Origin of the sequence: Nonomuraea fuscirosea, assembly GCF_003001935.1 — a bacterium.
In the GTDB taxonomy this organism is placed as follows: Bacteria; Actinomycetota; Actinomycetes; order Streptosporangiales; family Streptosporangiaceae; genus Nonomuraea; species Nonomuraea fuscirosea.
In genome coordinates this window covers 1-16,628 of sequence record NZ_PVNG01000036.1, presented here as the reverse complement: position 1 = coordinate 16,628, position 16,628 = coordinate 1, and the positions used below count along the sequence as shown (strand labels likewise).

General features: G+C 71.2%; 18 protein-coding genes and 2 pseudogenes. 15 read left to right on the top strand and 5 right to left on the bottom strand.

Features of this window, described 5'->3' with window-relative positions; translation table 11 throughout:
* The first annotated feature begins 19 nt into the window (after nucleotides 1-19).
* The 5 genes and pseudogenes from B0I32_RS51815 to B0I32_RS51795 all read left to right on the top strand — a co-directional run bounded on the left by B0I32_RS51815 (nucleotide 20) and on the right by B0I32_RS51795 (nucleotide 3,672).
* Nucleotides 20-544 carry a hypothetical protein gene (locus B0I32_RS51815; protein ID WP_106252455.1) on the top strand — a complete coding sequence of 175 codons (525 nt, stop codon included), beginning with the start codon at nucleotides 20-22 and terminating at the stop codon, nucleotides 542-544.
* Nucleotides 545-689: 145 nt separating this feature from the next.
* Nucleotides 690-1,205, top strand: a complete 516-nt coding sequence (locus B0I32_RS51810) for a hypothetical protein (RefSeq protein ID WP_106252453.1) — start codon at nucleotides 690-692, stop codon at nucleotides 1,203-1,205.
* 55 nt (nucleotides 1,206-1,260) lie between these two features.
* Nucleotides 1,261-1,719: pseudogene (locus B0I32_RS51805) on the top strand (ATP-binding cassette domain-containing protein); the annotation flags it as partial.
* A gap of 271 nt (nucleotides 1,720-1,990) precedes the next feature.
* On the top strand, nucleotides 1,991-3,331 hold the full coding sequence (locus B0I32_RS51800; protein ID WP_106252450.1) for a lanthionine synthetase LanC family protein: 1,341 nt from the start codon (nucleotides 1,991-1,993) through the stop codon (nucleotides 3,329-3,331).
* A 23-nt stretch (nucleotides 3,332-3,354) separates the two neighbouring features.
* On the top strand, nucleotides 3,355-3,672 hold the full coding sequence (locus B0I32_RS51795) for a putative quinol monooxygenase (protein WP_106252449.1): 318 nt from the start codon (nucleotides 3,355-3,357) through the stop codon (nucleotides 3,670-3,672).
* 60 nt (nucleotides 3,673-3,732) lie between these two features.
* On the opposite strand, the gene B0I32_RS59290 is transcribed toward B0I32_RS51795, so the two are convergent.
* Both B0I32_RS59290 and B0I32_RS59285 read right to left on the bottom strand, forming a co-directional pair.
* On the bottom strand, nucleotides 3,733-4,344 hold the full coding sequence (locus B0I32_RS59290) for a hypothetical protein (protein ID WP_219912461.1): 612 nt from the start codon (nucleotides 4,342-4,344) through the stop codon (nucleotides 3,733-3,735).
* A 348-nt stretch (nucleotides 4,345-4,692) separates the two neighbouring features.
* Nucleotides 4,693-5,121 carry a hypothetical protein gene (locus B0I32_RS59285; RefSeq protein WP_146178630.1) on the bottom strand — a complete coding sequence of 143 codons (429 nt, stop codon included), beginning with the start codon at nucleotides 5,119-5,121 and terminating at the stop codon, nucleotides 4,693-4,695.
* Between the two features lie 291 nt (nucleotides 5,122-5,412).
* Between B0I32_RS59285 and B0I32_RS51780 the strand changes: the two genes are divergently transcribed.
* From B0I32_RS51780 to B0I32_RS51765, 4 genes are read left to right on the top strand one after another with little or no spacing between them, the layout of a single operon-like run.
* On the top strand, nucleotides 5,413-7,278 hold the full coding sequence (locus B0I32_RS51780) for a glycoside hydrolase family 127 protein (RefSeq protein ID WP_106252446.1): 1,866 nt from the start codon (nucleotides 5,413-5,415) through the stop codon (nucleotides 7,276-7,278).
* 11 nt (nucleotides 7,279-7,289) lie between these two features.
* Nucleotides 7,290-8,663, top strand: a complete 1,374-nt coding sequence (locus B0I32_RS51775; protein ID WP_106252445.1) for an extracellular solute-binding protein — start codon at nucleotides 7,290-7,292, stop codon at nucleotides 8,661-8,663.
* 1 nt (nucleotide 8,664) lies between these two features.
* Nucleotides 8,665-9,639, top strand: a complete 975-nt coding sequence (locus B0I32_RS51770; RefSeq protein ID WP_106252443.1) for a carbohydrate ABC transporter permease — start codon at nucleotides 8,665-8,667, stop codon at nucleotides 9,637-9,639.
* Complete coding sequence (locus tag B0I32_RS51765) at nucleotides 9,636-10,532, top strand: carbohydrate ABC transporter permease (protein ID WP_106252442.1); 897 nt, start codon at nucleotides 9,636-9,638, stop codon at nucleotides 10,530-10,532. The genes B0I32_RS51770 and B0I32_RS51765 overlap by 4 nt, the downstream gene beginning before the upstream one ends.
* A 69-nt stretch (nucleotides 10,533-10,601) precedes the next feature.
* Here B0I32_RS51765 and B0I32_RS51760 read toward each other — a convergent pair whose 3' ends face one another.
* Complete coding sequence (locus tag B0I32_RS51760) at nucleotides 10,602-11,477, bottom strand: PaaX family transcriptional regulator (RefSeq protein WP_219912460.1); 876 nt, start codon at nucleotides 11,475-11,477, stop codon at nucleotides 10,602-10,604.
* A 55-nt stretch (nucleotides 11,478-11,532) separates the two neighbouring features.
* Here B0I32_RS51760 and B0I32_RS51755 point away from each other — a divergent pair, with 55 nt between their 5' ends.
* Entirely contained in the window at nucleotides 11,533-12,399 is an 867-nt protein-coding gene (locus B0I32_RS51755; RefSeq protein WP_106252439.1) for an amidohydrolase family protein, read from the top strand.
* Nucleotides 12,400-12,523: 124 nt separating this feature from the next.
* On the opposite strand, the gene B0I32_RS51750 is transcribed toward B0I32_RS51755, so the two are convergent.
* The gene (locus B0I32_RS51750) at nucleotides 12,524-12,715 is read right to left on the bottom strand and encodes a hypothetical protein (protein WP_106252437.1); all 192 of its coding nucleotides are present in this window, start codon (nucleotides 12,713-12,715) and stop codon (nucleotides 12,524-12,526) included.
* Between the two features lie 36 nt (nucleotides 12,716-12,751).
* Here B0I32_RS51750 and B0I32_RS51745 point away from each other — a divergent pair, with 36 nt between their 5' ends.
* From B0I32_RS51745 to B0I32_RS51730, 5 genes and pseudogenes are all read left to right on the top strand, one after another.
* Nucleotides 12,752-13,264: a flavin reductase family protein gene (locus tag B0I32_RS51745; RefSeq protein ID WP_106252435.1), complete on the top strand. Its 513-nt coding sequence runs from the start codon at nucleotides 12,752-12,754 to the stop codon at nucleotides 13,262-13,264.
* Between the two features lie 165 nt (nucleotides 13,265-13,429).
* A pseudogene (locus B0I32_RS60650) lies at nucleotides 13,430-13,627 on the top strand (ATP-binding cassette domain-containing protein); the annotation flags it as partial.
* A gap of 175 nt (nucleotides 13,628-13,802) precedes the next feature.
* A complete protein-coding gene (locus B0I32_RS60645; protein WP_245956673.1) occupies nucleotides 13,803-13,955 on the top strand; it encodes a hypothetical protein in 153 nt (50 codons plus the stop codon).
* 167 nt (nucleotides 13,956-14,122) lie between these two features.
* Complete coding sequence (locus B0I32_RS51735; RefSeq protein WP_106252433.1) at nucleotides 14,123-14,830, top strand: ThuA domain-containing protein; 708 nt, start codon at nucleotides 14,123-14,125, stop codon at nucleotides 14,828-14,830.
* A complete protein-coding gene (locus B0I32_RS51730) occupies nucleotides 14,815-15,903 on the top strand; it encodes a Gfo/Idh/MocA family protein (protein WP_106252432.1) in 1,089 nt (362 codons plus the stop codon). Before B0I32_RS51735 ends, B0I32_RS51730 begins: the two co-directional genes overlap by 16 nt.
* A 61-nt stretch (nucleotides 15,904-15,964) precedes the next feature.
* On the opposite strand, the gene B0I32_RS51725 is transcribed toward B0I32_RS51730, so the two are convergent.
* On the bottom strand, nucleotides 15,965-16,408 hold the full coding sequence (locus tag B0I32_RS51725; RefSeq protein ID WP_219912459.1) for a DNA-binding protein: 444 nt from the start codon (nucleotides 16,406-16,408) through the stop codon (nucleotides 15,965-15,967).
* Between the last annotated feature and the right edge of the window lie 220 nt (nucleotides 16,409-16,628).

Below are 16,628 nucleotides of genomic sequence, written 5' to 3'. Positions count from 1 at the left end.
CCTTGAGGAGAGGACGGAGATGACCTTCGCGGTAGCGCGGACGAGGGATGAGGCCCACCTCTACCTCGACCTGCACCCATGCGCCTGCGGTTCGGTGGACACGACCTGGGAGAGCGGTCTGGTCGGCGCCGAAGGCGGGCCGGCCAACCGCTACAGCGGCGTCTGCGGGGAGTGCGGCAGGGGCAGGGAGTTCGTGTTCGGGCTGCCTGAGCGTCCCGTGATGCCGGCGGGCTATCCGACCTTCGGAGGTCAGGAGCGCTCGCAGCTGCTGGACGCGGGGGAGTGGATGTGGGTGGCCGATCTGACCGCGGGCAACGTGCCGGTGGACGACGAGGCCGAGGCCAGGCGCACGCTGTCGGTGGCGGCCGCGGCGGTGGCGGAGGTCGTCAAGTTCATCCCGCCCGGCGCGGAGGCGGTGCCCGACGATGGATTCTGGTCGCCGCGCGGGCGGGAGGTGCGTGCGGCCGAGCCCGGCAGGTTCCGGCTCGACCGGCTGCTGATCGTCCGCGACTCCTACCGTGACCTGGCGGCCCGGCATGCCTGACCGCGACCCCGAGCGCCCTGGACCCGACGCCCGCCGCCAAGCCTCCGGCCACAGCTCGGAGCAAGGTCCGGACCACGGCTCGGACCACCGCCTGACAGGCGGTCTGGACCGCCGTGCTGACGGGCCGGGTCCCGCGCGGAGTCTCGTGGAGGCGTACGTCTATCTCGACCTGGTGGCGCCGGGCGGTTCCGAGCAGGCGGCGGTCGCCGACGGGGACGAGGGCTGGCTGGTGCGCGCCGGCGGCGTCGAGGTGCTCGTCCCCTACGAGGCGGAGGAGGCGGCCAGGCAGTCGGAGGCGACGTTCGGCACGGGGCTGAGCGCGCTGCTCGACCCCGGCCAGTGGGTGCTGGTCTCGGCCACGTACGCGAGCCGGGCCCTGGAAGGCGGCCTCCTGCTCGCCGAGGATCCGTCCGACCCGGAGGGGCTCGACGCCGTCGCCGCCGACTGGTCCTTCGCCGCCGACGCCGTCGCGGAGGCGCTCAAGTTCGTCCCCGAGGGCGACGCGGGCGCCGACGGGCCGGATCTGGAGTCCTTCTGGACGGAGATGGGCCGCTCGGCGCGTGACGCCGCCCCCGGCCGCTTCACCCGGGCCAAGCTGGAGAGCGACCTCGCCTTCTACCGCCAGAGCCTCGCCGACCTCCACCGCCTGCACGCGGACTGACGGACGGCATCTCGGGCCGGTCCGCACGCGGACGGATTCCGGCTTCTCCGGCCGCGTGCGCGCGGACCGAGCGGCGATTGTTCCGGCCAACGCGCATGAGCCGGAGCCCGGCGAGTTCGTCGCGCCGCTCGGCCGCAGCGGCTGCGGCAAGAGCACCCTGCTGCGCGCCCTGGCCGGCCGCGAGCGGGCCTGGCCGAACGAGCTGCCGGGCGGTGAGCAGCAGCGCGTCGCGCTGACCCGCTCCCTGGTACGCGAGCCCCGCCTGCTCCTGGCCGACGAGCCCTTCGGCGCACTCGACGCGCTGACCAGGCTCAAGATGCACGCCCCGCTGCGCCGCCTGTACGAGCAGCACCGCCCCTCCGTGCTCCTGGTCACCCACGACGTGGACGAGGCCATCGCGCTGGCCGACCGCGTGCTCGTCCTGGAGGACGGCAGGATCGCGACCGAGCAGCGGTTCGACGGCGGCGCGAGCCACGCCGAGCTCAGAACCGTCCTGCTGCGGGCCCTCGGCGTGATCGACGACGACCACGACCCGGCCGACCACGACGCCACCAGTCGTGACGCGACCGCTCACGACACGACCAATCATGACGCGGCCGCTCGTGACGTGACCGGCAACGACGCGGCCGATCGGGACGGGTCACGGTGACGAGACGATGGCGGCGGCGGGATCGGCGGAGCGGTGGGATGCCGCCATACTGGTACGGTCCGCCGAAGCCGCCGGGTGAAGAGACGAAATCCCGGAATTCCCAGTATTCCTACTCAACCTATGGGAAAATAAGGGCATGAGCCTCGAGGAGATGCGCGCGTCGAGCGCCCGCGCCGATTCCCCGTTGACCGCCGCCATCATGGCCGGCCGGTGGATCAGGTCGGCCGCGATCGACGACGAGCACGGCCGGCGCTGGCTGGCCAACCCCGACGCGCGCGGTGCCTCGGCGGTCACCTCCGAACCCTGGTCCCTCTACTCGGGCGCGGCCGGCATCGTGCTGTTCTTCCTCGAACTGGCCACCGCCACCGGGCACGAGGCGTACCTGGAGGATGCCAGGGCCGGCGCCCGCCGGCTCGCCGCCACCTGGCGCGAGCAGGAGGACCTGACCCTCTACCACGGCCTGACCGGCGTCATGATCGCCCTCATGGAGGCCGGCTGGACGCTCGGCGAGGCCGGGTTCGAGGCGGAGGCTGCGGCCATCGCCGACCTGATCGTCCGCCGGGGCGTGGAGCAGAGCTCGGGCGACGGGGTGCGGTGGTCGCGCGACCCGGCGCAGCGCGGCGAGGGCGGCATCATCCTCGGGCTCCTCCGCGCCGCCACCCGCCTCGGCGTGCCCGCGTACGAGGAGGCGGCGGTCGAGGCCGGGCGGCGCATCGCCCGGCTGCCCGTTCCTGGCCACCGTTTCGGCGACTGCGCCGACCTGCCGGTCGACGCCGTCACCCCGGGCTTCCTGGCCGGCACGTCCGGCACCGCGTTCCTGCTCGCCCGCCTGTACGGCGTCACGGGCGAGGACCGTTTCCTGCACGCCGCCCGCGGCGGCGCCGCCTTCGTGCGCGAGGTCAGCCACGTGACCGGCGCCTGCGCGGTCGTCCCGCACCACGTGCCGCAGGCCCGCGACCTGCACTACCTCGGGTTCTGCTCCGGCTCGGCGGGCGTGGCCAGGATGTTCTACGAGCTGTACCGGGTGGCCGGCGACCCCGGCGACCTGGAGTGGGCCGGACGGCTGGCGCACGGCATCGTGAGCAGCGGCGTGCCGCACCACCGTACCGAGGGCTACTGGAACGTCGCCTGCCAGTGTTGCGGCACGGCCGGCGTGATCGAGCTGTTCACCGGGCTGTGGGCGGCGACCGGCGAGGCGCGCCACCTCGAATACGCCCGCACGCTCGCCGCCGACCTGATCGGCCGGGCCACCGACCACAACGGGCAGGGCTACCGCTGGTACCAGGCGTACCGGCGGCTGCGGCCCGGCGAGGTGACGGCCGACACCGGCTACATGGTCGGCGCGGCCGGCATCGGCACGGCCCTGCTGCACCTCGACGCGGCCGGCCGGGCGGACCAGCCGCGCCGGGTCGTCCTGCTCCCCGACAACCCGTTCCCCGCCATCCCGCTGCCGTCCTCCCTGTTCACGGGGGACTGATCGGCACCGGTAGGCTCGGCGTCGTGACTCGACAAGCCCGTTACGGGAAGTTCATCGCCCAGGACGGCCGGGGCCAGGAGCTCGCCGACCTCCTCCTGAGCGCCGCCGCCCGGCTGGAGGACGAGGCCGGCTGCGAGCTGTACCTGGTCAACCGGCAGGCCGACGCGCCCGACACCGTCTGGGTGACCGAGCTGTGGCGCAGCCAGGCCGACCTCGACGCCGCGCTCGCGCAGGTCAGAGGGAGCTCGGAGGCGGCCGAGGCGTTCCGGCTGGTGAAGTCGGCCGAGACGATCGAGCTGGACCTGCTCGGCGGCGCGGGCCTGGCTCCCGCAGGCGCCTGACCCGGCCGCCCAGGCGCTTGAAGGCGTCCTCAGGCAGGCTCAAGACGTCCTCGGAACCCCTCAGGCGTACGCCTTCACCTCCAGCAGCCCGACCGAAGCCGCGCCGCTCCGAAGCACCACCCTGAGCCTGGCGGTGTTCACCGCCTCGAAGGTCACCCGGTTGTAGCGGTCGATCGCGACCGGGTGAGTCCCGGGCACGTCGGCGTACGCGCTGCCGTCCCAGTACTGCAGCTTCCACGAGGCGGGCAGCCGCACGCCCTGGCCGTCGTCGAAGAAGTACGCCTCGGCCGAGCGCAGCGTCCGCGCCGACGGCCAGGTCAGCTCGGCCCACTGGGTGCCCGTCTGCGGCCAGGTGCCCCAGCGGCGGTTGACCGTGCCGTTCGACGACGGCGGGTCGATGCCGTCGTTCAACGCCGCCACACTCTCCCAGGCGGAGGTGTGGGAGGCCGACGGGGTGTGTGCCGGTGATCGCGCCGGTGAAGCGGTCGAGGGCGAGCCCCGCAGCGAGCCGCCGGTGACCTGCCAGTCGTAGAAGGGGACGCCGCCCCTGGCGGCCAGCGTCTGCCGGTAGGCGGAGCCGGGCGTGGCCTGGGGGAGCGAGGTGGTGGTGATCGACGGCTCCAGGAACGGGGTGAGGTTCCGGTTGAGCTTCCAGCCCGCGTTCTCCGCCACCAGCAGGGCCCAGCTTGGTCAGCATCCACCTGCGGGTGGGGAACAGGTGGGTCCGGCCGCCGCTCTGCCCGCTGAGCCGGTCCCAGGAGGACTGGTCGCCGGGGATGTGGTAGCTGCCGTCGAGCGGCACGGCGCGGCCCTGATACGCCACCACGTCGGGGTCGGTGCCGCCGGAGGCCACGTAGGAGCGCGTCCCGGCCCAGTCGCTGTGGAAGGCGACCGCGTGGCCGTACTCGTGCATGACGAGACCGTGCACATCGAGCACCGAACCCTGGATGTCGGTCTTGTACCAGTCCTCGTCGGCCAGGGAGGTGAACAGCTGCTTGTTCGCCTCGTTGTACTCCAGGATCATCGCGGTCGAGCGGTGCAGCGGGCCCGCGACTGCCGCAGCGTGCGCCGCTCGTCGGCGCCGGGACCGCGCTTGGAGTGGATGGCCAGCCGGAAGACCTTGGACTCGGCGGCGTTCGCGAACGTCAGCGTCTCGGTCGCGCCGGTGGCGGTGAGCCGGCTGGGCAGGTCCATCATCAGCCGCGAGGTGCCCTCGGCCTTGAGGTCGATCGTGACGGGGAAGCGCACGTCGGCCGGCGGCCTGACGGTGAGCTCGACGTACGGGTTGGCCAGGTAGCCCTGCCACTCCACCAGCCTGACGCCGTAGGAGTTGACCGTCCGGCCGAACAGGTCGGCCACCTGGGCGGCGGGAGCGGCGTGGGCGGGCGGCGGGGTGCCGGCGACGAGGAAGGACGCGAGTAACACGGCCACGGCGGCCATTCGTCTCATGGGAGACCCGTCTGTGCGCTGCGGAAAGCGAAAAACTAAAAGGTTTTCGGAAGCAAAACCCAGGAGAAGTCGTCTGTCAAGGCCGCGCTGCTGTGTTGCGGAAACGGCGACACGCTCGATCGAGAAAAGGTTTTCGGCTGATACGAAGCTCGCCGGAGAGCCTCCGGCGGGGGCAAGAGAAGGCAATCGTTTGCCGACGAAGATACGCCGCACATGCTGGGACTATTGACTAGTGCTGTATCACATCCTACATTTCGGCGAGAAAACCTCTTCCCAGGCACAGGGAGCGCGATGTCTGACCGCACGGACCGCGTCCGCGGCCCGCTGGCACCGTCCACCGGCGTTCAGCGACCGCTGGGCATCGACGACGTCGAGATCGAAGGAGGCCCGTTCGGGCGCTGGCAGCGGATCAACAGGGAGGCCGGCATCCCGCTCGGCCTGGAGCAGATGGAGAAGTCGGGAGCCCTGCCCAATCTGCGGCTGGCCGCAGGGGAGAGCGAGGGTTCCTTCCAGGGCTTCCGCTTCCAGGACTCCGACCTGTACAAGCAGCTCGAAGCGGTCGCGTGGGAGCACGGCCGGCTGCCGGACGACGGCTACCGCGCCTTCGTCGCGGAGACGGCCGCGCTGCTCGCCCGCGCCCAGCGCCCCGACGGCTACCTGAACTCGCACTACCAGATGGTCAAGCCGGACAAGATCTGGACCGAGCTGGAGTACAGCCACGAGATGTACTGCGCCGGCCACCTCATCCAGGCCGCGGTGGCCGCGGCGCGGGCCGGGCTCGGCGACGAGCTGCCGGCGGTCGCCCGCCGCTTCGCCGACCTGCTGGTCCAGCGCTTCCTGGTGGACGGCGACGACGCCATCGACGGGCACGCCGAGGTCGAGACGGCGCTGGTCGAGCTGTACCGGCTCACCGGGGAGGGCTCCTACCTGGAGCTGGCCCGCAAGCTGATCGACAACCGCGGCCGGGGCCTGATCGCCGAGACCGGGCTCGGGCCGCTCTACGCCCAGGACCACCTGCCCGTACGCGAGGCGGACACCGCCGTCGGGCACGCCGTGCGCCAGCTCTACCTGGAGGCCGGGGTGGTGGACGTGGCCGTCGAGACCGGCGACGAGACGCTGCTGGCCTGCTCGGTGCGGCGCTGGGAGGACCTGGTCGCCACCAAGACCGCCATCACCGGCGGCCACGGCTCGCGCCACGACGGAGAGGCGTTCGGCGAGCGCTACGAGCTGCCGCCGGACCGCGCCTACAACGAGAGCTGCGCCGCCATCGCGAGCATCCACTGGAACTGGCGGCTGCTGCTGGCCACCGGCCACGGCCGCTACGCCGACCTCATCGAGCGCACCCTCTACAACGCCTTCGCCGCCTCCACCTCCGCCGACGGCGTCCGCTTCTTCTACGTCAACCCGCTGCAGCGCCGCGCCGACCTGTTCGAGGACGCCTACCTGGGCCGGCGCAGGGAGTGGTTCGCCTGCGCCTGCTGCCCGCCGAACATCATGCGCCTGGTCGCCTCACTCGGCCACTACGTCGCCACCACCGACGACGACGGCCTGTCGGTGCACCAGTACGTGCCCGGCACCATCCGGGCCGGCGGCATCACCCTCGCCGTCGAGACCGACTACCCCTGGGACGGCCGGATCCGGTTCACCGTCCGCGACACGCCGGGCGGGGAGTGGACGCTCAAGCTGCGCGTCCCCGCCTGGAGCGCCTCCGGCGAGCTCACCCCCAACGCCGACGGCTACGCCGAGATCCGCCGCGACTGGCGGGCCGGCGACACCTTCACCCTCGACCTGGACATGACGCCCAGGCTCGTGCTGCCGCACCGCAGGATCGACGCGCTGCGCGGCTGCGCCGCGATCGAGCGCGGCCCGCTCGTCTACTGCTTCGAGCAGATCGACCAGGACGGCGATCTGGAAGACCTGGCGCTGACCCCGGACTCCGGGCTGCGCGCCGTCGAGCGCGACCTGCCCGGCGTCGGCAGGACCGTGCTCATCGAGGCGGACGCCGTCCGCCTGCCTCCCGCCCCGCCGGACGGCCTCCCGTACGGCACCGCACCCCCGGCAAGCCTCCCGGCCCCCACCACCGCCGTGGCCGTTCCCTACTACCAGTGGGACAACCGCGACGGCGGCGTCATGCGGGTCTGGACCCCCCTCGCGTAAGGACACGCACGATGAAGAGAAGAGACCTGTTCAGGATGGGCGGCCTGGCCGCCCTGGGAGCGGCGGGCGTGAGCGCCTGCGGCTCGGGCGGAGGGTCGGGCGCGGCCGGGTCGACGCAGCTGCAGTTCATGTACTGGGGCTCGACGTTCGAGAAGGCCGCCGTCGAGAAGATGCTCAAGTCCTTCGAGCAGAAGAACCAGGACATCAAGGTGAAGCCGGTCTTCACCCCCGACGAGTACGACGTCAAGCTCAACAGCCTGGTCGCCGGCGGCAACACCCCGGACCTCGGGTACGTGCCGATGTCGATGTCGTTCCGCCTGGCCGAACAGGGCAACCTGGTCAACCTGTTCCCGTACCTGCAGAAGTATCCGCAGCTGGCCGGCTACCTGCCGGACGCCTACCTCTGGTACGGCCAGGACAAGCTGCACGGCGTGGCCACCGCCAACGAGATCGAGCTGCTGTGGTACAGCAAGTCGGCCATCGCCGCGGCCGGCGCCGCCACGCCGCCCGCCGTGGCCTCCTCGGCCTGGTCGTGGGACCAGTTAGTGGAGAACGCCTACAAGCTCACCGTGGACCAGAACGGCAAGCACCCGGACGAGTCCGGCTTCGACCCCAAGCAGGTCAGGCAGTTCGGCATCTCCATCAGCCTCACCTACGCCGCCGCCTGGTACGGCTTCCTGCGCAGCAACGGCGCCGACTTCGCCGACGAGGCCGGCAAGAAGTGCCTGCTGGACACCCCCGAGGCGATCCAGGTGTTCCAGAACCTCCAGGACCTCATCCACAAGCACCGTGTCGCCCCCGGACCGGGCCAGCTGGCGGCCACCGGCGACGACGTGCCGGGCACGAACATCCTGCTCAAGACCAAGCGGGTGGCGATGGTGGTGGACGGCCACTGGAGCCTGCTCGACATGAACGAGAGCAAGGTCGACTACGGCATCGGCGTGCTGCCGAAGTACGCCGAGCCGTTCACCACCTCCCAGGTCGCCGGCGCCTCCTCGGTGTTCAGCACGACCAAGCACGTGGAGGAGGCCGTCGAGCTGTTCGCCTTCCACATCGACCCGCGGTACGTGGACCTCTACCAGCAGGGCCTGTGGATGCCGCAGGAGAAGAAGTACTACGAGGACCAGGCCGCCGTAGACTCCTGGACCAAGAACGACGGCCACCCGCCGGAGTTCCGCACGGCCGTCGTCGACTACGCCCGCGACCACGGCGTGCCCGACCTGCGCAACCGGGTCAAGAACCTGTCCGCCATCTCCAGCGACGTGCTCACCCCCGCGCTGCAGGAGCTCGAGTCGGGCAAGCGGCCCGCGGCGGAGGTGCTCAAGGAGGTCAGCCCGAAGATCACCGGCATGCTGCAGGGCTGGCAGCACGTGCAGGAGCCGTGACATGCCGGGCACCCAGGACCGGAGCCCCACCGGCCGAAGCCCTTCGGACCCGCGCCAGCCGGACCCGCGCCCGCCGGACCGGCGCCTGTCCGGGCAGCGCCGCATGGAGCGGCGCTGGGGGCTGCTCATGGCGCTCCCGGCGATCCTCGGCTTCGTGATCTTCACGGCGGGCCCGATGGTGGCCTCGCTCGTGTTCAGCCTGACCGACTGGCAGGTGGGCGGCTCGCCGTCGTTCATCGGGCTCGGCAACTACACCGAGCTGGTGGACGACGAGCTGTTCTGGACGTCGCTGAGCGCGACCACGTACTACACGCTCGGCGCGGTCCCGCTCGTCCTGATCGTCTCGTTCGCCGTCGCCATGCTGCTCAACCAGAAGGTACGCGGCCTGCCGATCTGGCGGACCATCTTCTACCTGCCCACACTCGTGCCCGCCATCGCCAACGTGGTCCTCTGGATCTGGATCTTCAACCCGGACTTCGGGCTGCTCAACTCGCTGCTGCGCCAGGCCGGGCTGCCGGCCGGGCAGTGGATCTACGACGAGGCGATGGCGATCCCGTCGCTGATCGTGATGAGCACCTGGGGCTTCGGCAACACCATGGTCATCTTCCTGGCCGGCCTGCAAGGGGTGCCGCGGCACCTGTACGAGGCGGTCTCGATCGACGGCGGCGGCCCCTGGCGGCGCTTCTGGCACGTGACGCTGCCGATGATGACGCCCACCATCTTCTACAACCTCGTGGTGGGCGTGGTCGGCACCTTCCAGGTGTTCAACCAGGCGTACGTGATGACCGAGGGCGGCCCCAACAACGCCACGCTGTTCTACGTCTACTACCTGTTCCGGATGGCGTTCAAGGAGAGCGAGATGGGCTACGCCAGCGCGCTCGCCTGGGTCCTGTTCATGATCATCGTGGTGATCACGTTCCTGCTGTTCAGGAACGCCCGCCGCTGGGTCTACTACGAGATGGCGGGGGCCCGATGACCGCGCTGGAAACGCCGCCGCGCGCCGCGCGGGTCGCCCCGGTCGCGGGCCCGCGCCGGCCGCGCAGGTACGGCAAGGCGCTGTTGTACGTGGCGCTCGTGGCCGGGGCCGTGCCGACGCTGCTGCCGTTCGTCTGGCTGGTGCGCAGCGCGCTCATGCAGGACGCGCAGATGTTCGTCGCGCCGCCGGAGTGGATCCCGTCGCCGTTCCAGTGGGACAACTTCACCGAGGCGCTCACGGCGCAGCCGTTCTGGCTGTACTTCGTCAACACGGTGGTCATCGCGGTGATCAGCGTGCTCGGCACGGTGCTGACCTGCTCGGTGGCCGCGTTCAGCTTCTCCCGGCTGCGCTGGCGGGGCCGGAACGTGGCGTTCGCGGTGCTGCTGAGCGGGGTCATGCTGCCGTACGCGGTGACGCTCATCCCGACCTTCGTGATGTGGCAGGAGCTGGGCGCGCTCGACACGTTCGTCCCGCTGACGGTGCCGAGCTGGTTCGCCGGCGCGGGCGGCGGGGTGTTCAACGTGTTCCTGCTGCGGCAGTTCTTCCTGACGATCCCGTTCGAGCTGGACGAGGCCGCCTACATCGACGGGGCCTCGCCGTGGCGGGTCTTCTGGACGATCGTCATGCCGCTGTCGAAGCCCGCGATCGTGGTGGTGACGATCTTCACCTTCATCGGGACCTGGAACGACTTCCTCGGCCCGCTGCTCTACCTCAACGACGAGGAGAAGTACACGCTCTCCCTCGGCCTGGCCTCCTTCCAGAGCACGTACCTCACCCAGTGGGGATACCTGATGGCCGCCTCCGCCGCCGTGATCGCGCCCATCATCGCCCTGTTCTTCTTCCTGCAGCGCTACTTCATCGAGGGGGTCACGCTCACCGGCATCAAGAACTGAGCGGAAAGCCAGGGGATCGGCGACAGGCGGATGGTCCGGCGTCGAGAGTCCGTAGAGTGTCGATGGGCGTCACGGGCGGGTGCCGGCCTCGCCGTCCATGACGTCCCACTCGGCCTGGGCCCTGCGGTGCCAGCGGTTGCGCAGGTCGTGGAAGACGGCCGCGGCCCGCGGCCCCGGCCAGTCGTGCTCCAGCAGCTCGGCGGGCAGGTCGGGGTCGAGGAACGGGAAGCCCCGCCATTCCTGGACGATCCGCACCTGGTGGACGAACGCCTCCCGGCCGGTGGCCGCGGTGAGGCCCGCGAAGCGCTCGATGAAGGCCAGGTAGCGTTTCTCCACGTCGTCGAGGTCCCACGCGGCCGTGATCAGCCTGGCGGGGTCGCCGATCCCGGCCGACGGGCCCGTCCAGGCGAAGACGCGGTCGCCGAGGTCGAGCTCATGCACCACTTCGCGGACCGCGGCCTCCTTCGAGGCGTCGGGGATCACCCACAGGCCGGGAGCGGGGGAGCCGAGCCCGAGCCAGGTGAGCCGGGTGCGCAGGCGGTGGCGCAGCCGCCGCTGCGACTCCGGCACCCCCGCGGTGAGCACGAGCCAGCGGCCGTCCCAGTCGTGCGGCCCGCGCATGAAGCCGTAGATGCGCTCGGTGCCCTCGCGCAGCAGCCGGTCGCCGGCCGGGGACAGGCTCCAGCGCACCCTGCGGCCGTGCCGGGCGGAGCCGAGCAGACCCTCGGCGGCCGTGCGCGAGAGGGCCTGGCGGGCGGACTTCTCCTCGACGCCGAGCGCGCCCAGCGCGGTGACCAGGGTGCCGGTCCAGACCTCGCCGCCGCGCGGCAGGACGAACTCGCCGAGCACGGTCAGCAGCAGCGAACGCGCTCCCGTCGACCCCCTGGCCTTTGTCTGGACGTGTGTCTCGCCCTGGATCATGCCGGCTCTCTTCTCGCCGTTCACGTGCTACAAACCACCGCCGAACCATTATGGCTGTGTAGAGCGTAATGTACGGGGCATGCTCGACGGCACGCCGCTCATCGACGCCCACGTCCATGTGCCGGTGCTCGGCACCCTCAAGCCCGCCTGGCTGCGCTGGGCCCGCGACTTCGGCCCCGAGGGGCTGATCGAGGACGTCTGGGACGCCGGGGGCCGTCCCCGTCCCGCCCGCCTGGACGAGGTGTTCGCCGCGCAGGGCGTGGACGTGGCGCTGCTGCTGTGCGAATACAGCCCGAAGGCCACCGGCACGCAGGCGTTCGAGGACCTGCTGCCGATCGTCGAGCACAATCCGTCCCGGTTCCGCCCGGTCGCCAACGTCAATCCGCACCTGCACTTCCCCCTCGCCGCCGAGGTGCGCAGGCAGCTCGCCCTCGGCGCCGCCGCGCTGAAGCTGCACCCCGTCCACGGCGGTTTCCGCTGTGACGACGCGGCGCTCTACCCCGCCTACCAGGTGCTGGAGGAGCAGGGCGTGCCGCTGGTGGTCCACTGCGGCACCAGCACCTTCCCCGGCTCGGCCAACGAGAACGCCGACCCGGCCTTCCTCATCCCGGTCGTGCGCGACTTCCCCGGGCTCGACGTGGTGCTCGCACATGGCGGGCGCGGCTGGTGGTACGACGCGGCCGCCTTCCTGGCCCTGTCGAACGAGACGGTCTGGCTGGAGCTGTCCGGCCTGCCGCCCAAGCGGCTGCCGGAGTACTACGCCCGCTTCGACCTGGCCCGGCTGGCCGGGAAGTGCATCTTCGGCACCGACTGGCCGGGCGTTCCCGGCACCGCCGCCAACGCCCGCGCGGTGGCCGGGCTGCTGCCGGACGAGGTGGCCGCGGCCGTGCTCGCGGGCAACGCGATGAAGGTCTACGCCGGGCTCCCTCGCCAATTTCCCTCATAACCAGTAGGAAATATTGACTTATCCGGGATCGCGGCTTAGCGTCGTTGCCATGAGCCAGGGATTCCTCCTGACCGGACGCCCGCACGTGGACTGCTGCCACGTCGCCAGCGCCCAGTGTCGTTGATCACGGACCAGTAGCCGGCGGCGCGGCCCCCGCCCGCCCTTCACCCTCGTGCTCCGGCGTGGCCGACGCCGTCCACGCTCCGCTGACGAACCCTTCCGCCCGCGCTCGCCCGCGCTCGCCCATGCTCGCGCCGTGCCGCTTGAGCGCGCCCTTCTTCGTGAGGAACAACTCCGTGATCTCAACCAGGTTCATGGCCGCCCGCCACGCATCCGAGAGGAGGGGCCGGGCATGACGGACACCCTGCCCGACCGCGCCGTCGAAGCCGAGCACTTCAGGAAGGCGCTGGCCGTGCACGCCAGCGGCGTCGTGATCATCACCGCCCAGAACGACGGCGTCCCCGTCGGGCTGACCGCCACCTCCTTCTCCTCGGTCAGCCTGGAACCGCCGCTGGTCTCCTTCTACGTCGACCAGTCCTCCTCCACCTGGCCCTGGCTGCGCACCGCCGACCACTTCGCGGTCAACATCCTGGCCAGCGACCAGGCCGAGGTGGCCGCCCGGTTCGCGCGCAAGGGCATCGACAGGTTCGCGCCGCCCACCCGCTGGCGGGCGGGGCCGCTCGGCGCGCCGCTGCTCCAGGACGTCTCCGCGCACCTGATCTGCCTGCCGTACGAGACGGCCGAGGTCGGCGACCACATCCTGGTGGTCGGGCTGGTCGCCGAGGTGACCACGCACAGCCCTGGCCGCCCCCTCCTCTACCACCAGGGCCGCTTCGGCCGGTTCCTCCCGCATCCAGAAGACTGAGCACCCCGGAGCCAAGCGTGACCCGACCCATGAAGCGGCCGCGATGAGCCGCAAGCCGATCCACCTGGCCGCCCACTTCCCCGCACCGGTGGGAGCCGCGCCACGGAGGAGGCCCGCGTCACTCCCAGGCCGGAATCCACCGTTCAGACGCCGGGCCCCGCGCCGGTGCTCGCGGCGACCGGGCTGTTCCGTTCGTACGGTTCCCGCTGCGTCGTCGACGTGTCCTTCACCCTGCACCGCGGCGAGACCCTGGGCGTCGTCGGCGAATCCGGCTCGGGCAAGACCACGCTGGCCCGGCTGGCCCTCGGCCTGCTGACCCCGGACGAGGGCGGCGTCACCCTGCACCGACAGCCGTGGAGCGCCCTGCCGGAACGCCGGCGCCGCCCGTTCCGTCCCGGAATCCAGCTCATCTCGCAGAACCCCGTCGACTGCTTCGACCCCCCGCCACACCACCGGCCGCCTGATCGCCGAGCCGCTGCGAACCGGCGGGCGGGACGAGCGGCGCGCCCGCACCCCGGCCCCGCGCCCCGACGTGCTCATGTGCGACGAGCCCGTCTCCGCGCTCGACGTCTCGATCCAGGCGCAGGTGCTCGACCTGCTCGCCGACCTCCAGACCGAGGACGGCACGGCGCTGCTGTTCATCTCGCACGACCTGGGCGTGGTCCACCACCTCGCCCGATCACCTCGCTGACCAGCGCGTTGTGCGATGACGCCGGAATCCCGACAATCCCGGCGTCATCGGCGGCAATATCAACGGGAGTTTTCCGCCGGACTCAGACACAATTGGCGAAGTGTGCCGCTTCTATGTCTTTGGCGGCACACGGCCGATTTATGGTTCATCGAGCGATTGGCGATTGCATGGCGGGCGAGAACACGCGCACGGTCCTCGTGGTGCGGGGCGGCTGGGAAGGGCACGCCCCGGTGGCGGCCACCGACCTCTTCGTACCCTTCCTTGAGAAGAACGGTTTCGAGGTACGGCTGTCGGACAGCCCGGCGCCCTACGCGGACCCCGCGTACATGGCCGGAGTCGACCTCATCGTCCAGTGCTACACCATGGGCAAGATCGAGCCGGCCGAGCTCAAGGGCCTGCGGGCCGCGATCGAGGCGGGCACCGGGATGGCGGGCTGGCACGGCGGGATCGCCGACTCCTACCGCAACTCCTCCGACTACCTGCACCTCATCGGCGGGCAGTTCGCCTGCCACCCCGGCAAGCACCCGGACGACGAGGACGCGGGCACGGAACGGCACAACTTCGTCCCCTACACCGTCAACATGCTCCCCGAGGCGGCCGACCACCCCATCACCCGGGGGATCGCCGACTTCGACCTCGTCACCGAGCAGTACTGGGTGCTGAGCGACGCCTACATCGACGTGCTGGCCACCACCACGCAGAAGGTCCGCCCGTGGGACCCCTGGCACCGCGAGGTGACCTCGCCGGCTATCTGGACCCGGCGCTGGGGCAACGGGAAGATCTTCGTCGCCACTCCCGGGCACAGCGTCGACGTCCTGGAGAACGACAGCGTGCGCACGATCATCGAAAGGGGCATGCTGTGGGCCAGCCGGTGAACCTCGGCATCGTGGGCTGCGGGGCCATCTCGGCCCAGTACCTCCAGACCATCGACCGGCTGCCGCAGGTGAACCTGGTGGCGGTGGCCGACCTGGATCTCGACCGGGCGCGGGAGGCGGTGCGGCCGTACGCGGGCGTCGAGGTGCTGAGCGTGCCGGACCTGATGGCGGACGCGCGGATCGACACCGTGCTCAACCTCACCATCCCGGCCGCCCACGCCGAGATCGCGCTCCAGGCCATCGCCGCGGGCAAGCACGTCTACTGCGAGAAGCCCCTCGCCGCGACCGGCGCGGACGCGCGACGCGTGCTGGAGGCAGCCGCCGAAGCCGGGGTACGGGTCGGGTGCGCGCCCGACACGGTGCTCGGCACCGGCACGCAGACGGCCCGCGTGGCGATCGACGACGGGCTGATCGGCCGGCCGGTCGCGGCGACGGCGACGATGCTGACGCCCGGCCACGAGCGCTGGCATCCCAACCCCGACTTCTATTACGTGCCGGGCGGCGGGCCGCTCCTCGACATGGGCCCGTACTACATCTCCAGCCTGGTGACGCTGCTCGGCCCGGTGGCCACGGTCATCGGGGCGGCCGGCCGTACGCGGGCCAAGCGCACGATCGGCAAGGGCCCGCGCCAGGGCGAGGAGATCCCGGTCCTGGTGGACACCCACGTCACGGGCGTGCTCGTGCACGAGTCGGGCGCGCTGTCCACGCTGGTCATGAGCTTCGACGCGGTGGCGACCAAGGCGCCCAACATCGAGGTGCACGGGGAACTGGGCTCGCTCGTGGTCCCCGACCCCAACCACTTCGACGGCACCGTGCTGCTGACCCGGCTGGGGGAGAAGGACGCGGCCCCCCTGCCGGTGTCGGCCGGGTACGAGGAGGCGGGGCGCGGCGTCGGCCTGATCGACTTCGCCTTCGGCCGCGAGCCCAGGGCGGGCGGAACGCTCGGCATCCATGTGCTCGACATCATGGAATCGCTGCTCGCCTCGGCCAAGTCCGGGCGCTCGGTGGACGTCGAGAGCACCTGCGAACGCCCCGCCCCGGTGGCGCTGGGCAACTCGGCCGCCGCCGGCTGACGACCCTGGCGCGGTGCCGCCCGGCCACCCCGGCCGGCACCGCGCCGCTCGGGCGTGGCCGTCAGTCCGAGCCCGGCACGTCCTCATCGGCCGTCGTACGGCCGGCCAGTCTCTCGTGCCGCTGCCTGGCCGCCTGCGCGGTCCGCAGGCCGAGGCCGAAGGCGATGTCCTGCCAGGTCATGCCCCGTCCCCTGGCCATCTCCAGGAGCCCGGCCTCCAGCGCGTCCATCTCCCCGCGCATCAGCGGAACGAGGCTCAGCGCCGCGGTGATGTCGGCGTGATCCACCTCCGGCTCGCCCTCCTGCGCCTGGGCGGCCCCGCTGAGCAGGAACGACACCAGCCTGACGGCCTCATGGGCGCCCAGCATCGAGGGGTGCGCCTGCCTGGCGCGCTGTTCGTCGGTGGCGGCGTGCCGCTCGGAGATGCGGTGCAGGGACGCGTAGACCCGATGGGCCCGCGCCTGCTCGGGCTGCGGCGCCATGAAGGGATCAGTGGAGGAGGTCATGCGTTCAACCATGCGGCGCGGCACAAGTCGTTGTCAACTTTTCGTTGTGAACAATCTGTTCAAGAGGCAGTCGTAACGGTTTTGTGACCAGCAAACGGTGAGTAAAGCCCCGGAGAGGGGGCATCCTTGATCGCAGAAGTCCAGCAGAGGGCTTCCCTCACGCGTTACCGAAGCGTGCCTCTGCCTGGGCTTTTTGTCATGGGCGGAGCCGCTGGCACCT